This is a genomic window from Edaphosphingomonas fennica, from assembly GCF_003034225.1.
In the GTDB taxonomy this organism is placed as follows: domain Bacteria; phylum Pseudomonadota; class Alphaproteobacteria; order Sphingomonadales; family Sphingomonadaceae; genus Sphingomonas_E; species Sphingomonas_E fennica.
The window spans coordinates 239,550-255,004 of the sequence record NZ_PHHF01000076.1; the positions used below are offsets into that span (position 1 = coordinate 239,550).

Sequence of the window (15,455 nt, forward strand, 5' to 3'; positions counted from 1 at the left end):
ATGCGAGACTGGCGCCCATGAAATATGATCCGCGCGCCCTTGAAGCCACGCTTTCCGCCGCCGTGGGAGACGATGCCATGCTGGCGGCGGAACTGCGGCAGGCCTTTCTTTCCGGCGCGCGCGGCCATGCCGATGCGATGGGCCGCACGGCGGACGTGGCGGAATGGCGGGCGTCGGCGATGCGCCTCCAGGGGCTCGCGGCCAGCTTCGGCGCGTTCGAGCTGATGGACCTGGCCGAAAAGGCGGCGCAGGATACGCCCGGAAACACCGTGCTTTCCCGCGCCATCGACGCGGTTATCGGCGGCCTCGCATCCTGAAGCCCTTTGCCGGCGGCTCCGCCGGCCGGCCTTTCGTCGCGGGCGGCTTTGCATCATCCGGCTTCCCGGCTTATCGCTGAGGCGCGATAGGATCGGGGGACGCTTGTGGCGCTTGCGGCGCTGATATCTGCTTACCGTTATGCGAATGACGAGGCCGAAGGGCTGCGGTCTACCCTGCCGCTTGCCGGGCGGACCTTGCTGGAGCATCAGGCCCGGCTGGCGGCCCTCGCCGGCGCGGATAATGTGGTCGTGCTGGCGGAGCGCGTTCCCGTGGCCCTGGCTCAGGCGGTGGAGCGGCTGCGGCGCAGCGGCATGCGGGTCGAGATCGCGCGCGGGGTGAACGACGCGGCGGACCGCATCCATCCCGACGAGGAGCTTCTGGTGGTGGGCGATGGCTGCCTGGCCTCGCCCCGATTGTTCCGCAGGATGGTCAAGGCGCGGGCGCCGGCGCTGCTGACGGTGCCGGACGAGCCCGATCGCGCGATGTTCGAACGGATGGACGCCACCGTCCGCTGGGGCGGGCTGATGCTGGTGAGCGGCGCCTTCCTGCGGGATACCGCCGCGATGCTGGGCGATTGGGACGTGGAATCCACCTTGCTGCGCCGCGCCGTGCAGGGCGACGCCGAACGAGTCGACGCCACCGCCGGCAACGCGGCCGGCAGGACGCCGCTGCTGGTGGACGGGATAATCGATCTGGAGGGATTCGACCGGCACATGCTCGCCACCGCCAGGCCGCGCGGGCGCGACTGGCCATGGCGGCATGTTTTTCCGTTGATCGAGGGCGTGGTCGCGCCGCCGCTGCTCCGCCGGGGAACCGACCCGATCTGGTTCGCGGTCGGCGCCGTCACCGCCGCCGTCGCGGCCGGCATATTGATCGCAGCGGGATGGCGGCTGGCGGGCCAGGCGGCGCTGATGCTTTCCGGCCCGATCGCCGCCGTCGCCGAACGGCTTGCCGGCGCGCGCCTGTCGCCGCTGCGCTGGTCGGGCGCCTTCTTCATCGCGCGGTCCCTTGCGGCGGTGGCGGCGCTCCTGATCCTTTCGTTCGATCTGGCGAAGGAAACCGGCTGGGGCGCCTGGCCCGTGGCGGCGATGCTGCTGCTCGCCATGGGCGCGCTGGCGGGCGAGCAGCGCATCCTCCGGCATCTGCCGGGCGGTTTGGCGCCGCACTGGATCGCCAGCCTCGACGGGTTGATCTGGGCGATGCTGCCCTTCGCCCTGATCGGCCAATGGCTGGCGGGCATCGCCGTGCTGGCGGCCTATGCGCTCGCCTCCTTCGGTTTCGTCCAGCGCGAGGTGGCGATCCGCGTCGTCGCGCAGGCAAGCGAGACCGCCTGAACATGGCCAAGTGATCGCAGCCGTTCGCCAATTTCGTTTAAGCCCGCTTTAACCGCGTCGCGATAAGCCGTGGCAATGGTCGCCTTCGTTCCGGATTCTGTTGACGGTGCCGAACGCCTTCTGGGCGATGCCGCGCGCGCGCAGGTGGCGGGCCGCGAACGCATCCGGCTGGCGCTGATCGACCTGTTCCTGCCGGATGGCCGCCGCTTGCGGGATATCGAGCGGATTGCCGCCGCCAACCTCCTCCAACGGCTGATCTGCACCGTCGAGGATGATCTGCGCGATCGTATCGGTCAAAGGCTGGAAGCGCGCGATCCCGTGCTGGCCGCCGCGATCACCGCCGGCGCCGTGCCGATCGCCGCGCCGATGATGGAGCAGGCCGGCCTGCTCCGCGATGCCGAGCTGGTCGGAATGGTGCTGCGGCGGGCGGAGGAGCATCGGTTGAGCGTCGCCTTGCGCCTCGCCGCCGCGCGCATGGCGGCGATCGCCCCGGAACCGCCGCTGATCGACCTGCTCGTCGAGGATGCCGAACCGGCGATCGCGGAAGCCGCCATGGCGATGGTGGTCGCGGAAAGCCGGCGGATAGATCGTTTTCAGGATCCCGTGCTGGCCCGCACCGATCTGCCCGCCGATATCCAGCATCGGCTGATCTGGCGGGTGGCGGCCTGCCTGCGCCGCTACATGATCGATATCGGCCGCCTCGATGCCGCCACCGCCGATCGCGAAGTCGGCCTCGCCGCGCAGCATCTGCTGTCGGGCTATGACGAAAGCGCCACGCTGGAAGGGCGGGCGATGGCGCTCGCATTGCTGCTGCGCGCCGGCGGGCGCCTTACCGATGCGGTGATCGCGCGCGCGCTGGGCGAAGGCCGGGTGGCGCTGACCGTGGCCGGGCTGGCGCTGCGCGCGGGGATCGAATTCGGCGCGGCGTGGGACATGCTCTTCGACGCCGACGGCAGCCGCCTTGCCGTGCTGCTGAGCGCCATCGGCATGGAGGCGGAGGCGGCCGCCGACATCCTGTTCCGCTGCGTGCCGAGCGATGTCGACCCCGATACCGCCGCCGCCCGCATCGAAGCCTTCATGATGCTCGACCGCAACCGCGCGGACGAGGTGCTGCGGCCATGGCGGCTGGAGCCGGCGTTCCGCGCCGCCATCGACGAACTCGACGCGGGGCTGCGATGATGATGGCCCCCATCCATGGGCGCCTGGACCGGGATTTCCGGCTGGTCGAGGCGGATGCCGCGCTGGAAGGGCTGCATTTGCGCGCCGGCGGCCTTGCCGGCGGCGTGCTGGCGGTTCCGCAGGTGGCCAGCATCGCCCGGCTCGCGCGCCGGCTGGGGATTGTCGTCTCGCGCGGCGTGATCGCGGCCGATGGCGAAACCGATCTCGAGCTGTGGGTGCGCGCCGAACCGCAGGGGGAGGGCGTGGCGCTGGCGATCGCCGGATGGACGGCGCGGCCCGCCGCCGATTCCTTCCCGGCCACGACGATCGACCGCGAGCATGATTTCATCCGGGCCTCCGCCGACTGGCTCTGGGAAACCGATGACGCGCTGAAGATCACCGCTCTATCGCCCGGCGTGGTGCCGTCCCGCGAATCCCTGCTTGGTCAGCCGCTGACCAAGCTCGTCACCTTGCGGGAGAATGAGGCCGGCGTGCTGCCTATCCTGGACGCGATCGCCACCCAGCGCCGCTTCGACGATCAGGAGGGCGAACTGCGCGAAGGCGGGGGCGGGGTGCGGCTTTCGGCGGTGCCGATCTTCGATGCCGCCGGCCGCTTTGCCGGGCTGCGCGGCGCGGCGGTGGCCATATCCCCGCCCAGCGCGCCGGTGCTGCTGCCCGTTACCGACAGCGGCGGCACCAGCGTCGATCGGGTCCAGGCCGAAGCCTTCGGCCGGCGGCTCGACACGGCGCTGCGCGATCCGCTCGACCGGATCATCGCCAGCGCCGAACATATCCGCGCCCAGGCCGACGGCCCCCTGCGGCGCGATTATGCCAATTACGCCGCCGATATCGCGGCCGCGGGCCGGCACCTGCTGGCTTTGGTCGACGATCTCGTCGATCTCCAGGCGATCGAGCGGCCGGATTTCGCGCCGGCGATCGAGCGGCTCGACATCGCCGATGCCGTGCGCCGCGCCGCAGGGCTGCTGGGCGGGCGGGCGGCGGACCGGGGCGTGCGGATCGATCGGCCGGCGGCGGACGAAGCACTGCCCGTCCAGGGCGATTTCCGGCGGGCGCTGCAGGTGCTCGTCAACATCATCGGCAATGCCGTGCGCCATTCGCCCGAAGGCGGGGCGGTGTGGCTCAGGTGCGAACGACAAGGGAGCTATGCGGCGGTGACAGTGGCGGATCAGGGCCGGGGCATCGACCCGGCGGATCATGAGCGCATCTTCGAGAAGTTCGAGCGGCTGCAACCGGGCGATGGCGCGGGGACCGGGCTCGGGCTCTATATCGCGCGGCGGCTGGCGCGGGCGATGGGCGGCGACCTGACGGTGGAGAGCCAGCTGGGGCAGGGCGCGCGCTTCACCTTCACCCTGCCCGCGGTGGAACCGGGGCAGGGTTGAGGTAACGGATTACGCGCGCAACGGCGCGCGCCGGTATCAGGCCGGGGTCTTTTCGAGGAAGGCCTCGCGATAGCTGCGGAATTTCTCCTCCACCTGCGCGCGGGTGAGGCCGAAATCCTCGAGCGAATATTTATGCGGCGCGCGATCCTCGCGCTTGTTGGCTTCGATCCACTCGGCCATGCCGGCCTCGATTTCCGGCGTCACGGTGATGCCGGCCTGTTCCAGCACGTAACGGCCCACCTTCACCGGTTCCGAAAGCTGTTCGGTATAGCGCACGTCGATGAAGTTGCGGCCGCCCACCTTCTCGCGCTCGGCAACGAAGGTGTTGAGCAGTTCCGCCAGGCGATCGATCCAGAAGGCGCCGACTTCCTCGCGCGTCACCTCATCCGATACCATCGAATAGAGATTGGCCATCATGCTGGAATAAGACGGCACGGTCTGCACCGGATCGCGGTGCGTCATGACGATCTTTGCCTCGGGGAACACCTCGATCACGCCATCGATGCCCATCAGGTGGCCCGGCGTCTTCAGCACCCACTTGGCGCCCTTGCGGCTGGGATCGGACCATTGCAGCAGCTTCAATATCTGCTTGAGGTCGCGATAGACCTGGATGCGATCATGCTGCATCAGCCAGCGCGCGAAGCTCGGCACGAAGAAGGTGCCCTCGATCATCGTCGAGGAGAAAAGCTGCCCCATGATGATCAGCTCTTCATCCGGCTGGTCGATATCCATGGGATGGATCGACATCAGCTCCGGGATGGCCTGCACCATATAATCCATCAGCACCTTCGCCTCGGCGCGGCGCGGCTCGGGATTGCCGCGTTCCTCGCCGGGGAAGGGGACGTAGTTCTTGGTTTCGTACCAGCGGCACCCGGTCATCCCCGGCGCCGCCGCCAGCATGCGGTGAAGCATGGTGCTGCCGGTGCGCGGCAGGCCGACGACGACGGCCGCGACCTCGACCTCCTCCTCGTCGATCTCGGGATGCTGCTTGAACATCTCGACGAAGCGGAGGCGGTTCACCAGCGACGTGACCACCGTTTCGCGCGCATAGGCCGCGCCCGCATCGCTCAGCTTCGCCTCGCCGTTGAAAGCGGGGATGAGGGCATCGATGTGCGAGAAGAACCAGGTATCGCCGAAATCGTCGAGCCCGGTCTTCGCCTTCGCTTCCGCGATCAATGCCTCGCGATCGGGAACCTTCGCCGTCATATCCCCTCCATATTCCGCATTTTGTCAATCATAGCGGTTGTAAATGATGAACTACGCAATCCCATATGGCGGCGGGTGCGCATGAGCGTCAACGCCCCCGCCATCGCGCATCGGACGCGGATTTATCGTGGCGGACATTAATGGCCGTGGGAAGTCAGTGCCGGAATTTGACCCGTGCGGTCGCCCCGAACAGGATGGCTGCCGATTGCCGTCGATCGAAAAGGAATAGCCCGTGCCCAGCGCCAACAGCCTTCGCCAGCGCCTGCTGATCTGCGCCGCGCTGGGCTTCGCGGCGGCACATGCGGGTGGGGCAGGCGCCGGGCCGCCCGCTACGCCGATAATCGACGTCGATGACGTGACGCGCTTCTACCGGCTTTATGACGCGACCGGGGGCAAGCCGGGCGCGGAGCGGCTGCAGCGCGAATATCTGGATGCGGGATCGGCGGGGCTCCACCAGTTGGCGGCGCAGCGCAACGTGACGGGGGCGACGATCGCGGCCGCCATCGCCGCGCGGCCCCAGGCTTATGAGAATGCACGGGCGTGCATGGCCGTGCTGCCGCGCGTGAAGCCGAGGGTGGCTGTCGCGCTGGAGCGGTTCCGCGAACTTTATCCCGAGGCCCGCTTTCCGCCGATCACGATCGCCGTATCGCGGACCAAGCCCGTGGGCATGACGGACGGGGAGGGTGTGCGCATCGGTCTGGAGGGGCTTTGCGCCACCCGTTACATGAACCCCGATCCGGAAGATCGCTTCGTCCACGTGATCGCGCACGAATATGCCCATATCCAGCAGAGCCCCGAGCCCGAGGATGGCCAGATGACCGTTCTGGAAGCGGGCTTGAGGGAAGGAGGAGCGGAGCTGGTGGCGGAGCTGATTTCCGGCAATGTCGGCAATATGGCGCCTGCTGCGATCACCAAGGGGCACGAGGCGGAAATCGAGGCCCGGTTCATGGCCGACCAGGACAAGGCCGACCTTTCGGACTGGTTCTACAACGGCACGAACGAGACGCCGGGCGATCTGGGCTATTGGGTCGGCTACCGCATTGCCAAGGCCTATTACCAACGCGCGAAGGACAAGCATCGGGCGCTGCGTGACCTGTTCGAGTTGCGCGATCCGAAGGCTATCCTCGCGGCGAGCGGCTGGCGGCCGGGGATGGCGTTGCAATAGGAGGCGGGCGATGCCGGCGCCGCCCGGCGATGGAGCGGCGCCGAGAAATCGCTTCAGAAGATATCGGCCAGATTCACCTTGGCACCGGCGTAGAAATAGCGGCCGACGCCGGAGATAGGCAGGAAAACCTCGGCAAAGTCCGGTTTCTGGTCGAACAGGTTGTTGACGCCGAAATAGACGTTGAACCGTTCGTTGATGTCGTAGCTCAGCTGGATTTCATGTTCCTGCTTGGATTTCAGGTGGAAATATTTCTTCTCCACATAATCGTCGTCCCCGGTCGTGGTGGACCGGAGGAAGCGCAGGGTCTTGCCGAAATAGTTGAAGCCGTAATTGACGGTGAGCGGGCCGTGCTTCCACGTCGCGTCGAAGTTCAGCAGCCATTTCGGCGCGGGGCCGCCATTGACGCTCTGGGCGACGTTGCGGTCGTTGGAAGGGTCCGCCCCCGGTGAGCCGATGAAGGTCAGTTTGTCGAGATAGCCGCCGACCAGGTTCAGGGCGATGCGATCGGCCTCGCCCACCGCGAACTGGTAGTTGACGGTGAAATCGACGCCGCGCGTGTGGAAATTGGCGACGTTCTGGGGCAGCAATGTGAAGCCCGTTATCCCGCCCGCATTGGCGCCGCCCACCTGCCGCGTGATGTTTGCGCAGAACTGGTTGTCGATGGTGGCCTGATCGACGCAGAGATCGGCCAGGCGCTGCGCCGTCACCGTGGTGATCGCGCTCTTGAGCTTGATATTATACCAGTCGACCGAGGCGGTGAGGCCGGGCAGGAAGCGCGGCTGCAGCACGATGCCGGCGGTGGTTGTCTTGGCGGTCTCCTCGGTCAGATCGGGATTGCCGGTCTGCACGCCGGGAATGGAAGCGGAATTGGGGTCCCGGAAAGTATTGGGATCGGCGCCCGCTGCGGTGAGGAGGGCCGCGCAATTGGCCCGCCGGGTGGAGGCGCCATTGTTGACGTTGTTGACGTCGCAGGGGTCATCAATGAACAGGAAGGTCTGGTTCGCCGGATCGAACAGTTCCGAGATGTTCGGCGCGCGCACCGCTTCGGCATAGGTGGCGCGGAAGCGGACGTCGCGGATCGGCGCGTAGACGCCGTCCACCTTCCACGTCCATGTGCTGCCGACGGTGCTGTAATCCGAATAGCGGACGGCGCCGCCGAAGCTCAGCTCCTCGGCAAAGGGCCTGTCCTTGAGCAGCGGCACATTGATTTCGCCGAAAATCTCCCAGACATCATAATGCCCCTTGGAGGGCAGCAGCACATTGTTGAAGGTGAAGCCGGCTGTGTCGGCCGGATCGGGTGTGGATTTGCTGCCTTCCCGCCGATATTCGGCGCCGATCGCATAGCCGACGTCGCCGCCCGGCAGCGAGAAGAGGCCACCGAGATCGCCGCTGACCGACCCGGACACGACATGCTGGGTCAGCTTGTCGCGAGCGATGCTGGTGAGCGTGACCCAGTCGATCGCCTGCCGGCTGGGCGATCCCTCGCCGAACGGATTGAGCGGCACGCACCCGCTATTCGGGCCCGGAGTGAAGGAACCGAAATTGTTGATGCCGGGGCTCGCCAGCGGCTGGAAAGGCAGGGCCGTCGGATCGAGGTTCGATCGGCAGACGATATTGCCGTTGGGCGTGCCGGTGAGGAACTGGCCTTCGTCCACCGCGTCCATCGCCGCGTAGAAGCGATCGTTATAGCGGTTGCCGATCTGGCGGTTCTTCACCTTGGTCTGGCCGTAGACATAGCTGATCTCGAACCGGGCGTGCGAGCTGATATCCCCTTCGAAACCGATGACGCTGCGGATCGTCTCGCGATCGACATCCTCGCCTCGGGTCCCGAGATCGAAATTGTCGCGGTTGAGGAGGACGCCCGCCATCTCGATATCGGGATTATTGGCGTTATCCAGCGCGATCTGGCGCAGATTGGCGGGAAGATAGGGATTGTCCGGCTGGATCAGCGAATAGAAATCGAAGGTCGGCTGGCTGATCGTGAAGGTCTTGGTCTTCACATATTTGCCCTGGACGAAGAAATCGATGCCATCCGCCACTTCGTAGCGGAACAGCGCATTCACATTATGCCGTTCGATATCCGGCAGCAGATCGCCGATATAGTCCGATCGCGGCGTGCCGTCGCCGCCCTGCTGGTAGAAAGGCGGCACGAAGCGGCCGCCATCCCAGGGTGAACCGTCCCACCGATAATCCGGCACGCCATCGAAGTCGACGTCGATGCCGCCGGCGCGTGAACTGTCGTAGAAGCGCACGTCTTTCAGCGGCACGTTGTCGGGGATGTTGGGATCGTCGTCGGGATCGTCCGGATTGTTCTGGAAGGTGGTGCGGTTCTGGGTGAGGTTGCGCTTGCGCTGATACGCCTGAAGCCGTTCGTCGCGGTCATATTCGTAATTGAGCGTGAAATTGCCGCGCCCGTCGGCGAAATTCTTGCCGGCGGTGATCGAGAAGAAGCGGTTGCCGGCATCGCCGCGCTCGGAGATGCCCATCTGGCCGCGAGCGAGAATACCCTCGAAATTCTTCTTGGTGACGAAATTCACCACGCCGGTGACGCCATCCGCGCCGTATATGGCCGAAGCGCCGCCGGTGAGGACGTCCACACGCTCGATCAGGTCGACCGGGATGGTGTTGATATCGACCGCGGCCGTGCCTGGCAGCGAGGCGACATGGCGGCGCCCGTCCACAAGCACCAGGGTCCGCTGCGGGCCCAGATTGCGAAGGTTGAGAAGGTTCAGGCCGCTGGTGCCGATCGCGGCATTGGAGCCCGCGTTCGTGTTGCTGGTCTGCGAACCCACCAGCGCCGGTGTCTGCGTCAGCAGATCGGTGATGTTGGTGCGCCCTGATTCCTGGATCTGGGTGGCGGTGATCGCGGTTATGGGATTGGGGAAATCGATCTGCGGCCGGGCAATGCGGGATCCGGTGACGATGATGTCCCCGCCCTGCTCGGGTTCCGCATCGGCCGTCTGGGCCTGGGCCAGCGCCGGCCAGGCGAGGATGGCGATCGTCGCTTGCGAAATCCCGGCCAGAAGGCGCGGCTTGATGATGATGCAGGTCATGGCGGTCGCTCCCTGTCAGCTCCCGATCCGGCACAGACGCCGCCGACCCCGATTTGATCCCCTTGCCGGCCGTGAAAGGATGCCAGCGGCGATTTTGTTTCAGCGCCTGATGCCGTTGTGCAACAGGATGCGCGTCTCGGGGCCGCTTCGGACCCATTTTGCGACCAACGGTTGCAACATTTCTGCAAACGGCGTTCGCAGCCGGCCCTCGTTCATTCGTCGATGCCGTTCCCGCCGCCGAGCCTTATCCGGCGCGTGATGCCGATGGCTTCGAGGAAAGCCTCGTCATGGCTGACGACGATCAGCGCGCCGTCATAGGCGCGCAAACCCGCTTCGACCGCCTCGATGGAATCGATGTCGAGATGGTTGGTCGGCTCGTCCAGGATCAGCAATTGCGGCGGCGCCGTTCCGCCGAGCGCGCAGGCGAGGCCCGCGCGGAGCATCTGGCCGCCGCTGAGCGTGGCGACCTGCTGGAGCGCGGCATCGGCACGGAACATGAAGCGGGCGAGCGCCGTGCGGCAGGCATTCTCGTCCGCGCCCGGATGGAGCCGGCGATAATTGTCGCGGATGGAGGATGACGGATCGAGCAGATCGACCTGCTGGTCCAGCATCGCCATGTCGACCATCACCCGTACCGACCCAGCCTGTGGCCGGAGCCGGCCCGCAATCAGTGCCAGCAGGCTGCTTTTCCCCGATCCGTTGGGGCCGGTGACGGCGATCCGCTCCGGCCCGGTGACGGTAAGGGGAAGATCGCGGAATAGCGGACGGGCGGCATCATGGCCGAAGCCGAGGCCGTCGATGCGGAGCACCGTCCGGCCGGTGGGAAGGCCGGTGGGCGGCAGGACGACGGTGAGCGGCTGGAGCACTTCGATCCGTCCGCGCAGCGATGCGGCGGTGCTTTGCGCATCGTCGCGCTGCCGCTCGGCCAGCCGGGCATTGGTACCGCCGGTCGCCTCCGCGCGGTTCTTGCGGGTGCCGAGCAGGATGCGGGGCATATCGCCCTTGGTGGCCTTGCGCCGGCCGCCGGCATCCTTGCGGGCCTTGCGCTCGGCCATCTTCTGGGCATCGCGGGCGGCATCTGCCACGCGCTTTTCGGCATCGGCCAGGTCGTGGCGGGCGGCGGCCAGCTCCAGCGCCTTGCGTTCGCGATAAAGGCTCCAGTTGCCGCCATAGCGCGTGGCGCCGAGCGACGTCAGCTCGACGATCGCGTCCATCGTCTCCAGCAGCTCGCGATCATGGCTGACGACGATGGCGCCGGCGCGCCAGCCGTGGAGAAGATCGATCACAGCGCGGCGGCCGTCGCGATCGAGATTGTTGGTGGGTTCGTCCAGCAGGATGAAATCGGGCTCGGCGAAGATCAGGGCGGCCAGCCCGGCCCGCGTGCGCTGCCCGCCGGACAAAGCGGCCAGCGGCGTTTCGGGCGGCACGTCGAGCTCGACCGTGGCAAGCGCCTCGGCGAGGCGGGATTCCAGCAGCCAATCGGCGTCGCCCAGCTCCTCCATCGTCGCCTCGCCGCGTTCGGCGCGGGCGAGAAGGGCGAGCGCGGGGGCGATGCCGAACAGGTCGGCGATCGTCTCGCCCGGTCGTGGCTGGACGGCCTGGTGAAGGAAGCCGAGGCTGCCGTTGATCGTGACGGTGCCCGAGCGGGGTTGGCGCTCGCCCGAGATGAGCTTCAGCAGCGCCGTCTTGCCGACGCCGTTGCGGCCGACGAGGCCGGTGCGTTCCGTGGTGAAGCTGAGCGTGAGGCCCGAAAGGACCGGATGGCCTTCAGGCGTGGACCAAGCAAGGTTGGAAAGAGCGATCGAGGCGGACATGGATGCGGGTTTCCCGAGCAGCGGAACGGACAAAGGTTGCTGTCGGGTTGAAATCCATGATCTGGTATATCCGCTTATGCGATTGACGGGCAATAAGATAGGACATGCGAGGGCCATGTTCAACCACCCGTCCGCCCGGCCGGATGGGTTGGGCCCAAGGAGAGGATGGATGGCGCGCAAGGCATCCGGGGGATCGGCGAAGGGCGGGACAGGGCAGCCCGTGCTGCTTTCGGGCGGCAATCCGCAGATTGCCAAGGGCGACGGCGATGGCCCGGTGCAGGCCTATATCGCCGCCATGCCCGGCTGGAAAAGCGAAGCCGGGCGCCGGCTGGACGCGCTGATCGAGCGGGCCGTGCCCGGCGTGCGCAAGGCGGTGAAGTGGAACTCGCCCTTATATGGCGTGGAAGGGCAGGGCTGGTTCCTCGGCGTGCATTGCTTCACCCGCTATATCAAGCTGGCCTTCTTTCGCGGCGCCGCGCTGCGGCCGCTGCCGCCGGTGGAGTCCAAGGACAAGGATACGCGTTACTTCCACATCCACGAAGATGATGCGCTGGACGAGGACGCGCTGGCGGACTGGATCAGGCAGGCGGCGGCGCTGCCCGGCTGGGTTCCGTAGCGCAAGGCAAGGAGGAAGGATCGACATGGCCAACGGCGCGACCGCGGACGACAAATCCCCATCCAGGCTGATCGACGAGCGGATCAGGGCGTTGGGCGACTGGCGCGGCGAGATGCTCGCCCGCTTGCGCGCGCTGATCCTCGAGGCCGACCCCGACATGGTCGAGGAATGGAAATGGCGCGGGGTTCCGGTCTGGTATCATGACGGCATGGTCTGCACCGGCGAGACCTACAAGACGGCCGTGAAGATGACCTTCGCCAAGGGCGCGGCGCTGGATGACCCCGCCGGCCTGTTCAACGCGAGCCTCGACGGCAATACCCGCCGCGCGATCGACTTCCACGAGGGTGATGCCATCGACGAGCCGGCGCTGAAGGCGCTGGTCCGCGCGGCGGTGGCGCTGAACGGGAAGAAGGGTGGCAAGAATGGCTGAGAAGCGTCCGCCGGAATAGCCTTCACGATGCGCTTTCCAGGCGCAGGCGGATGTCGCGATAAGCAACCGCCAGCAGCGCGCCCAGCGCGCGGCGTCGTCGACCGGCTGGCCACGGCGCAGCTTTACGTGCCGCATGCGCTTGCCGGTGCCTTCCAGGAGGCCCGCCGGGTCTTCCAGCGCCGCGCCATGGAAAAAACCCGACGTTCACGTGACTGGTAAAGGCGTCGACATATCCAAATGCAGCGCCGCCGACGCAGGCGGTGGGAGGGTGAAACTTGCTCCAGCATCATGGCTTGGTGCCAAGGCGGTGCTGGTGCCGGCTACAGGATTCGAACCCGTGGCCCCCTGATTACAAATCAGGTGCTCTACCAACTGAGCTAAGCCGGCGACCGATGCTCCATGCTTCAGGCGACGCCGAAGGTCCAGCCCTCCGTTGCGGTGATGGCGGGAGAAAATGGCGGGGCGGGGTGCCAGAGGTGCGGCTGGCCGGCGGCGATGCGGAGCCAGGCGGCGGTGACGAGCGCGTCGGCGCTGTGATCGTCATGATGCTCGGGCGCGGGCGGCGGGGCGCTGCCGAGGGCGGCGAGGGCCTGGGCGATGCTGGTCGCGTCGCGCATCTTGGTGCGGCCGGGCGGGCGGGCGGCGGCGACGGCGGCGATGCTGGTATATATCTCCACGATCAGCGGCCCTTTTTCTGGAACGGGATCGAAGGGCCAGACCGGGATGCGGCCGGCGAGGCGGTGGAGGAGGCGCATGCCTGTGAGGCTGGATTTGCCGACCTGCTTGGCGCCGACCAGGTTGAAGCAAGAGGCCGGGCGAGCCTGCGTGCGGGTTTCGACCAGACGCATCCGGCCGGCGCCGCCGCCGAAATCCACGCCTTCCCGCCCGCGATGGCGGCGGAAATGGCGGGCGGCATCCTCATGATCGACAAAACCGTTGGCGCCGAGATGGGGTTCGTCTTCACAGATGCCGTCCACCAGCGCCCAGAGCGCGCGGGCATCGGCGGGCGATCGATCCCAGCCGGGGAAGAAGGCGCCGCGATCGGCGAAAGGGAAGGAGGCGGAGAAATCGAAGCCGATCAGCATGTCCGCGCTTTCATCGGCGCGATCGACCAGCCAATCGAGCACGGCTTGGCGGGACCAGCTTCCGGGCGGGCCGGAGAGGCGGGGCGGCCCGCCATCGGCATGGCATTCGGCGACCGCAATGCCGGGAAGCCTCTCCCCCCGTGCGCCCGACCAGTCGATGCAGGCGAAGCGGGTGAAGCGGCGCATCAGCCCTTCTTGGCCGGGCGGGGCCTGGGGCGCGGGCGGCTGGCGGCCTGATCGCGCGCGCGTTCGATCATCAGCCGCACGCGATCGGGATCGGCGCTGTCATGGCGCACCAGCACGGCGGGCCAGCCGGTATAATGGGGCGTCTGCCACCAGCTGTCGGGATCGGTCTCCATCAGCATCTCGACGGTGTCGCGATCGATATGGAGGCAGAAGGAACCCGCCTCGCGCCCCGGCGAAAGGATGGTGCGGCCATTGGCCTTGACCGCCGGTGCGCCATAGCTGGTCGACATTTCCGTGCCCGGCAGCGAAAGCGCGAAGGCGACGGCTTCTTCCCAGTTCATCCGCCGTTCCGTTCGCGGCGCAGCCTTTCCCAATAGGCCAGGCGTTCGGCGATCTTCGCCTCGAAACCGCGCGGGGAGGGGGCGTAATAGGTCTGGGGGCCCATCTCTTCCGGCCAATAGTCGGCGCCGGAAAACGCATCGGCCGTGTCGTGGTCGTAGGCGTAGTTCTTGCCGTAGCCGACATCCTTCATCAGCCGGGTCGGCGCGTTGAGGATCGACTTGGGCGGCATCAGCGAGCCGGTTTCCTTCGCGGAGCGGAACGCCGCCTTCTGCGCGGCATAGGCCGCGTTCGATTTGGGCGCGGTGGCGAGATAGAGGCAAGCCTGCACGATCGCCAGCTCGCCTTCGGGCGAACCCAGGAAATCATAGGCATCCTTGGCGGCGAGGCACTGGACCAGGGCCTGCGGATCGGCGAGGCCGACATCTTCCGATGCGAAGCGGACGAGGCGGCGCAGCACGTAGAGCGGTTCCTCCCCCGCCGTGAGCATGCGCGCGAGATAATAAAGCGCGGCCTGCGGATCGGACCCGCGCAGGCTTTTGTGGAGCGCCGAGATCAGGTTGTAATGGCCCTCGCGATCCTTGTCGTAGACCGCGACGCGGCGATGGAGGAGCCCGGCGAGGCCGGCGGGATCGAGCGGCTCCGGCAGATCGACCGAAAAGAGCGTTTCCGCCTGGTTGAGGAGGAAGCGGCCGTCGCCATCGGCCGAGGCGACCAGGGCGGCGCGGGCTTCGGCCGTGAGCGGGAGGGGGCGGCCTTCGGCTTCCTCGGCGCGTGCGAGCAGGGTTTCCAGCGCCTTCGCGTCCAGCCGGTTGAGGATCAGCACCTGCGCGCGGGAGAGGAGGGCGGCGTTCAGCTCGAAACTGGGGTTTTCGGTGGTGGCGCCGACGAGGATGACGGTGCCGTCCTCCACATAGGGCAGGAAGCCGTCCTGCTGGGCACGGTTGAAGCGATGGATCTCGTCCACGAATAGCAGGGTGCGGGTGCCCATGCGGGCATGTTCGCGCGCTTCGGCGAAGATCTTCTTGAGATCGGCGACGCCGGAGAAGACGGCCGAGACCGCCGCGAAGCGCAGGCCCACCGCGTCGGCAAGCAGGCGGGAGATCGTCGTCTTGCCGGTGCCGGGTGGCCCCCAGAAGACCATCGAGGACAGGCGCCCGGCCGCGACCATCCGGCCGATCGCGCCATCCGGGCCGGTGAGATGTTCCTGGCCCACGACATCGGCGAGCGAGCGGGGACGCAGCCGATCCGCCAGCGGGGCGGTTTCCGGCGGAGTGGCGGCAAGGGCGGGAGCGAAGAGATCGGCCATCGCCCCGGAATATAGGGATGTGGGCGCATCGGCACAAAGGGC

Annotated in this window: 13 protein-coding genes and 1 tRNA gene; 7 read left to right on the top strand and 7 right to left on the bottom strand. The window is 67.1% G+C overall.

Features of this window, described 5'->3' with window-relative positions; all coding sequences use genetic code 11:
* The first annotated feature begins 17 nt into the window (after positions 1–17).
* The 4 genes from CV103_RS19185 (at position 18) to CV103_RS19200 (ending at position 4,210) form a co-directional block, all read left to right on the top strand.
* On the top strand, positions 18–317 hold the full coding sequence (locus CV103_RS19185; protein WP_070933665.1) for an Hpt domain-containing protein: 300 nt from the start codon (positions 18–20) through the stop codon (positions 315–317).
* Positions 318–422: 105 nt separating this feature from the next.
* The gene (locus tag CV103_RS19190; RefSeq protein ID WP_107395824.1) at positions 423–1,652 is read left to right on the top strand and encodes a nucleotidyltransferase family protein; all 1,230 of its coding nucleotides are present in this window, start codon (positions 423–425) and stop codon (positions 1,650–1,652) included.
* A 75-nt stretch (positions 1,653–1,727) separates the two neighbouring features.
* A complete protein-coding gene (locus CV103_RS19195; RefSeq protein WP_107395825.1) occupies positions 1,728–2,831 on the top strand; it encodes a DUF2336 domain-containing protein in 1,104 nt (367 codons plus the stop codon).
* Complete coding sequence (locus tag CV103_RS19200; RefSeq protein ID WP_070935689.1) at positions 2,831–4,210, top strand: sensor histidine kinase; 1,380 nt, start codon at positions 2,831–2,833, stop codon at positions 4,208–4,210. Before CV103_RS19195 ends, CV103_RS19200 begins: the two co-directional genes overlap by 1 nt.
* Positions 4,211–4,246: 36 nt before the next feature.
* On the opposite strand, the gene CV103_RS19205 is transcribed toward CV103_RS19200, so the two are convergent.
* On the bottom strand, positions 4,247–5,416 hold the full coding sequence (locus CV103_RS19205) for a sulfotransferase family protein (RefSeq protein ID WP_015460303.1): 1,170 nt from the start codon (positions 5,414–5,416) through the stop codon (positions 4,247–4,249).
* Between the two features lie 232 nt (positions 5,417–5,648).
* Here CV103_RS19205 and CV103_RS19210 point away from each other — a divergent pair, with 232 nt between their 5' ends.
* On the top strand, positions 5,649–6,581 hold the full coding sequence (locus CV103_RS19210; protein WP_107395826.1) for a gliding motility protein GldB-related protein: 933 nt from the start codon (positions 5,649–5,651) through the stop codon (positions 6,579–6,581).
* A gap of 53 nt (positions 6,582–6,634) precedes the next feature.
* Here the strand turns inward: CV103_RS19210 and CV103_RS19215 are convergent, their stop codons facing one another.
* Positions 6,635–9,634, bottom strand: coding sequence for a TonB-dependent receptor plug domain-containing protein (locus CV103_RS19215; RefSeq protein WP_107395827.1), 3,000 nt, complete (start codon positions 9,632–9,634; stop codon positions 6,635–6,637).
* A 212-nt stretch (positions 9,635–9,846) separates the two neighbouring features.
* Positions 9,847–11,448 (bottom strand): ABC-F family ATP-binding cassette domain-containing protein, encoded by a 1,602-nt coding sequence (locus CV103_RS19220; protein ID WP_107395828.1) that lies wholly within the window; start codon positions 11,446–11,448, stop codon positions 9,847–9,849.
* 169 nt (positions 11,449–11,617) lie between these two features.
* Here CV103_RS19220 and CV103_RS19225 point away from each other — a divergent pair, with 169 nt between their 5' ends.
* Together CV103_RS19225 and CV103_RS19230 are read left to right on the top strand one after the other, a co-directional pair.
* Complete coding sequence (locus CV103_RS19225; protein WP_107395829.1) at positions 11,618–12,064, top strand: DUF1801 domain-containing protein; 447 nt, start codon at positions 11,618–11,620, stop codon at positions 12,062–12,064.
* Between the two features lie 25 nt (positions 12,065–12,089).
* Positions 12,090–12,494 carry a DUF1801 domain-containing protein gene (locus CV103_RS19230; protein ID WP_107395830.1) on the top strand — a complete coding sequence of 135 codons (405 nt, stop codon included), beginning with the start codon at positions 12,090–12,092 and terminating at the stop codon, positions 12,492–12,494.
* A gap of 311 nt (positions 12,495–12,805) precedes the next feature.
* Here the strand turns inward: CV103_RS19230 and CV103_RS19240 are convergent.
* The 4 genes from CV103_RS19240 to CV103_RS19255 form a co-directional block, all read right to left on the bottom strand.
* Positions 12,806–12,881: transfer RNA gene (locus CV103_RS19240), tRNA-Thr, on the bottom strand.
* Between the two features lie 17 nt (positions 12,882–12,898).
* Positions 12,899–13,765, bottom strand: a complete 867-nt coding sequence (locus tag CV103_RS19245; protein WP_107395831.1) for a hypothetical protein — start codon at positions 13,763–13,765, stop codon at positions 12,899–12,901.
* Entirely contained in the window at positions 13,765–14,106 is a 342-nt protein-coding gene (locus CV103_RS19250; protein WP_107395832.1) for an MmcQ/YjbR family DNA-binding protein, read from the bottom strand. Before CV103_RS19250 ends, CV103_RS19245 begins: the two co-directional genes overlap by 1 nt.
* Entirely contained in the window at positions 14,103–15,413 is a 1,311-nt protein-coding gene (locus CV103_RS19255) for a replication-associated recombination protein A (RefSeq protein ID WP_070933673.1), read from the bottom strand. Before CV103_RS19255 ends, CV103_RS19250 begins: the two co-directional genes overlap by 4 nt.
* Between the last annotated feature and the right edge of the window lie 42 nt (positions 15,414–15,455).

What these genes read in the sequence shown, in the direction of transcription:
- CV103_RS19185 (WP_070933665.1), top strand. Translation starts at nt 18, where the DNA reads ATGAAATATGATCCGCGCGCCCTTGAAGCCACGCTTTCCGCCGCCGTG.
- CV103_RS19195 (WP_107395825.1), top strand. Translation starts at nt 1,728, where the DNA reads ATGGTCGCCTTCGTTCCGGATTCTGTTGACGGTGCCGAACGCCTTCTG.
- CV103_RS19200 (WP_070935689.1), top strand. Translation starts at nt 2,831, where the DNA reads ATGATGGCCCCCATCCATGGGCGCCTGGACCGGGATTTCCGGCTGGTC.
- CV103_RS19205 (WP_015460303.1), bottom strand. Translation starts at nt 5,416, where the DNA reads ATGACGGCGAAGGTTCCCGATCGCGAGGCATTGATCGCGGAAGCGAAG.
- CV103_RS19215 (WP_107395827.1), bottom strand. Translation starts at nt 9,634, where the DNA reads ATGACCTGCATCATCATCAAGCCGCGCCTTCTGGCCGGGATTTCGCAA.
- CV103_RS19220 (WP_107395828.1), bottom strand. Translation starts at nt 11,448, where the DNA reads ATGTCCGCCTCGATCGCTCTTTCCAACCTTGCTTGGTCCACGCCTGAA.
- CV103_RS19225 (WP_107395829.1), top strand. Translation starts at nt 11,618, where the DNA reads ATGGCGCGCAAGGCATCCGGGGGATCGGCGAAGGGCGGGACAGGGCAG.
- CV103_RS19230 (WP_107395830.1), top strand. Translation starts at nt 12,090, where the DNA reads ATGGCCAACGGCGCGACCGCGGACGACAAATCCCCATCCAGGCTGATC.
- CV103_RS19245 (WP_107395831.1), bottom strand. Translation starts at nt 13,765, where the DNA reads ATGCGCCGCTTCACCCGCTTCGCCTGCATCGACTGGTCGGGCGCACGG.
- CV103_RS19250 (WP_107395832.1), bottom strand. Translation starts at nt 14,106, where the DNA reads ATGAACTGGGAAGAAGCCGTCGCCTTCGCGCTTTCGCTGCCGGGCACG.
- CV103_RS19255 (WP_070933673.1), bottom strand. Translation starts at nt 15,413, where the DNA reads ATGGCCGATCTCTTCGCTCCCGCCCTTGCCGCCACTCCGCCGGAAACC.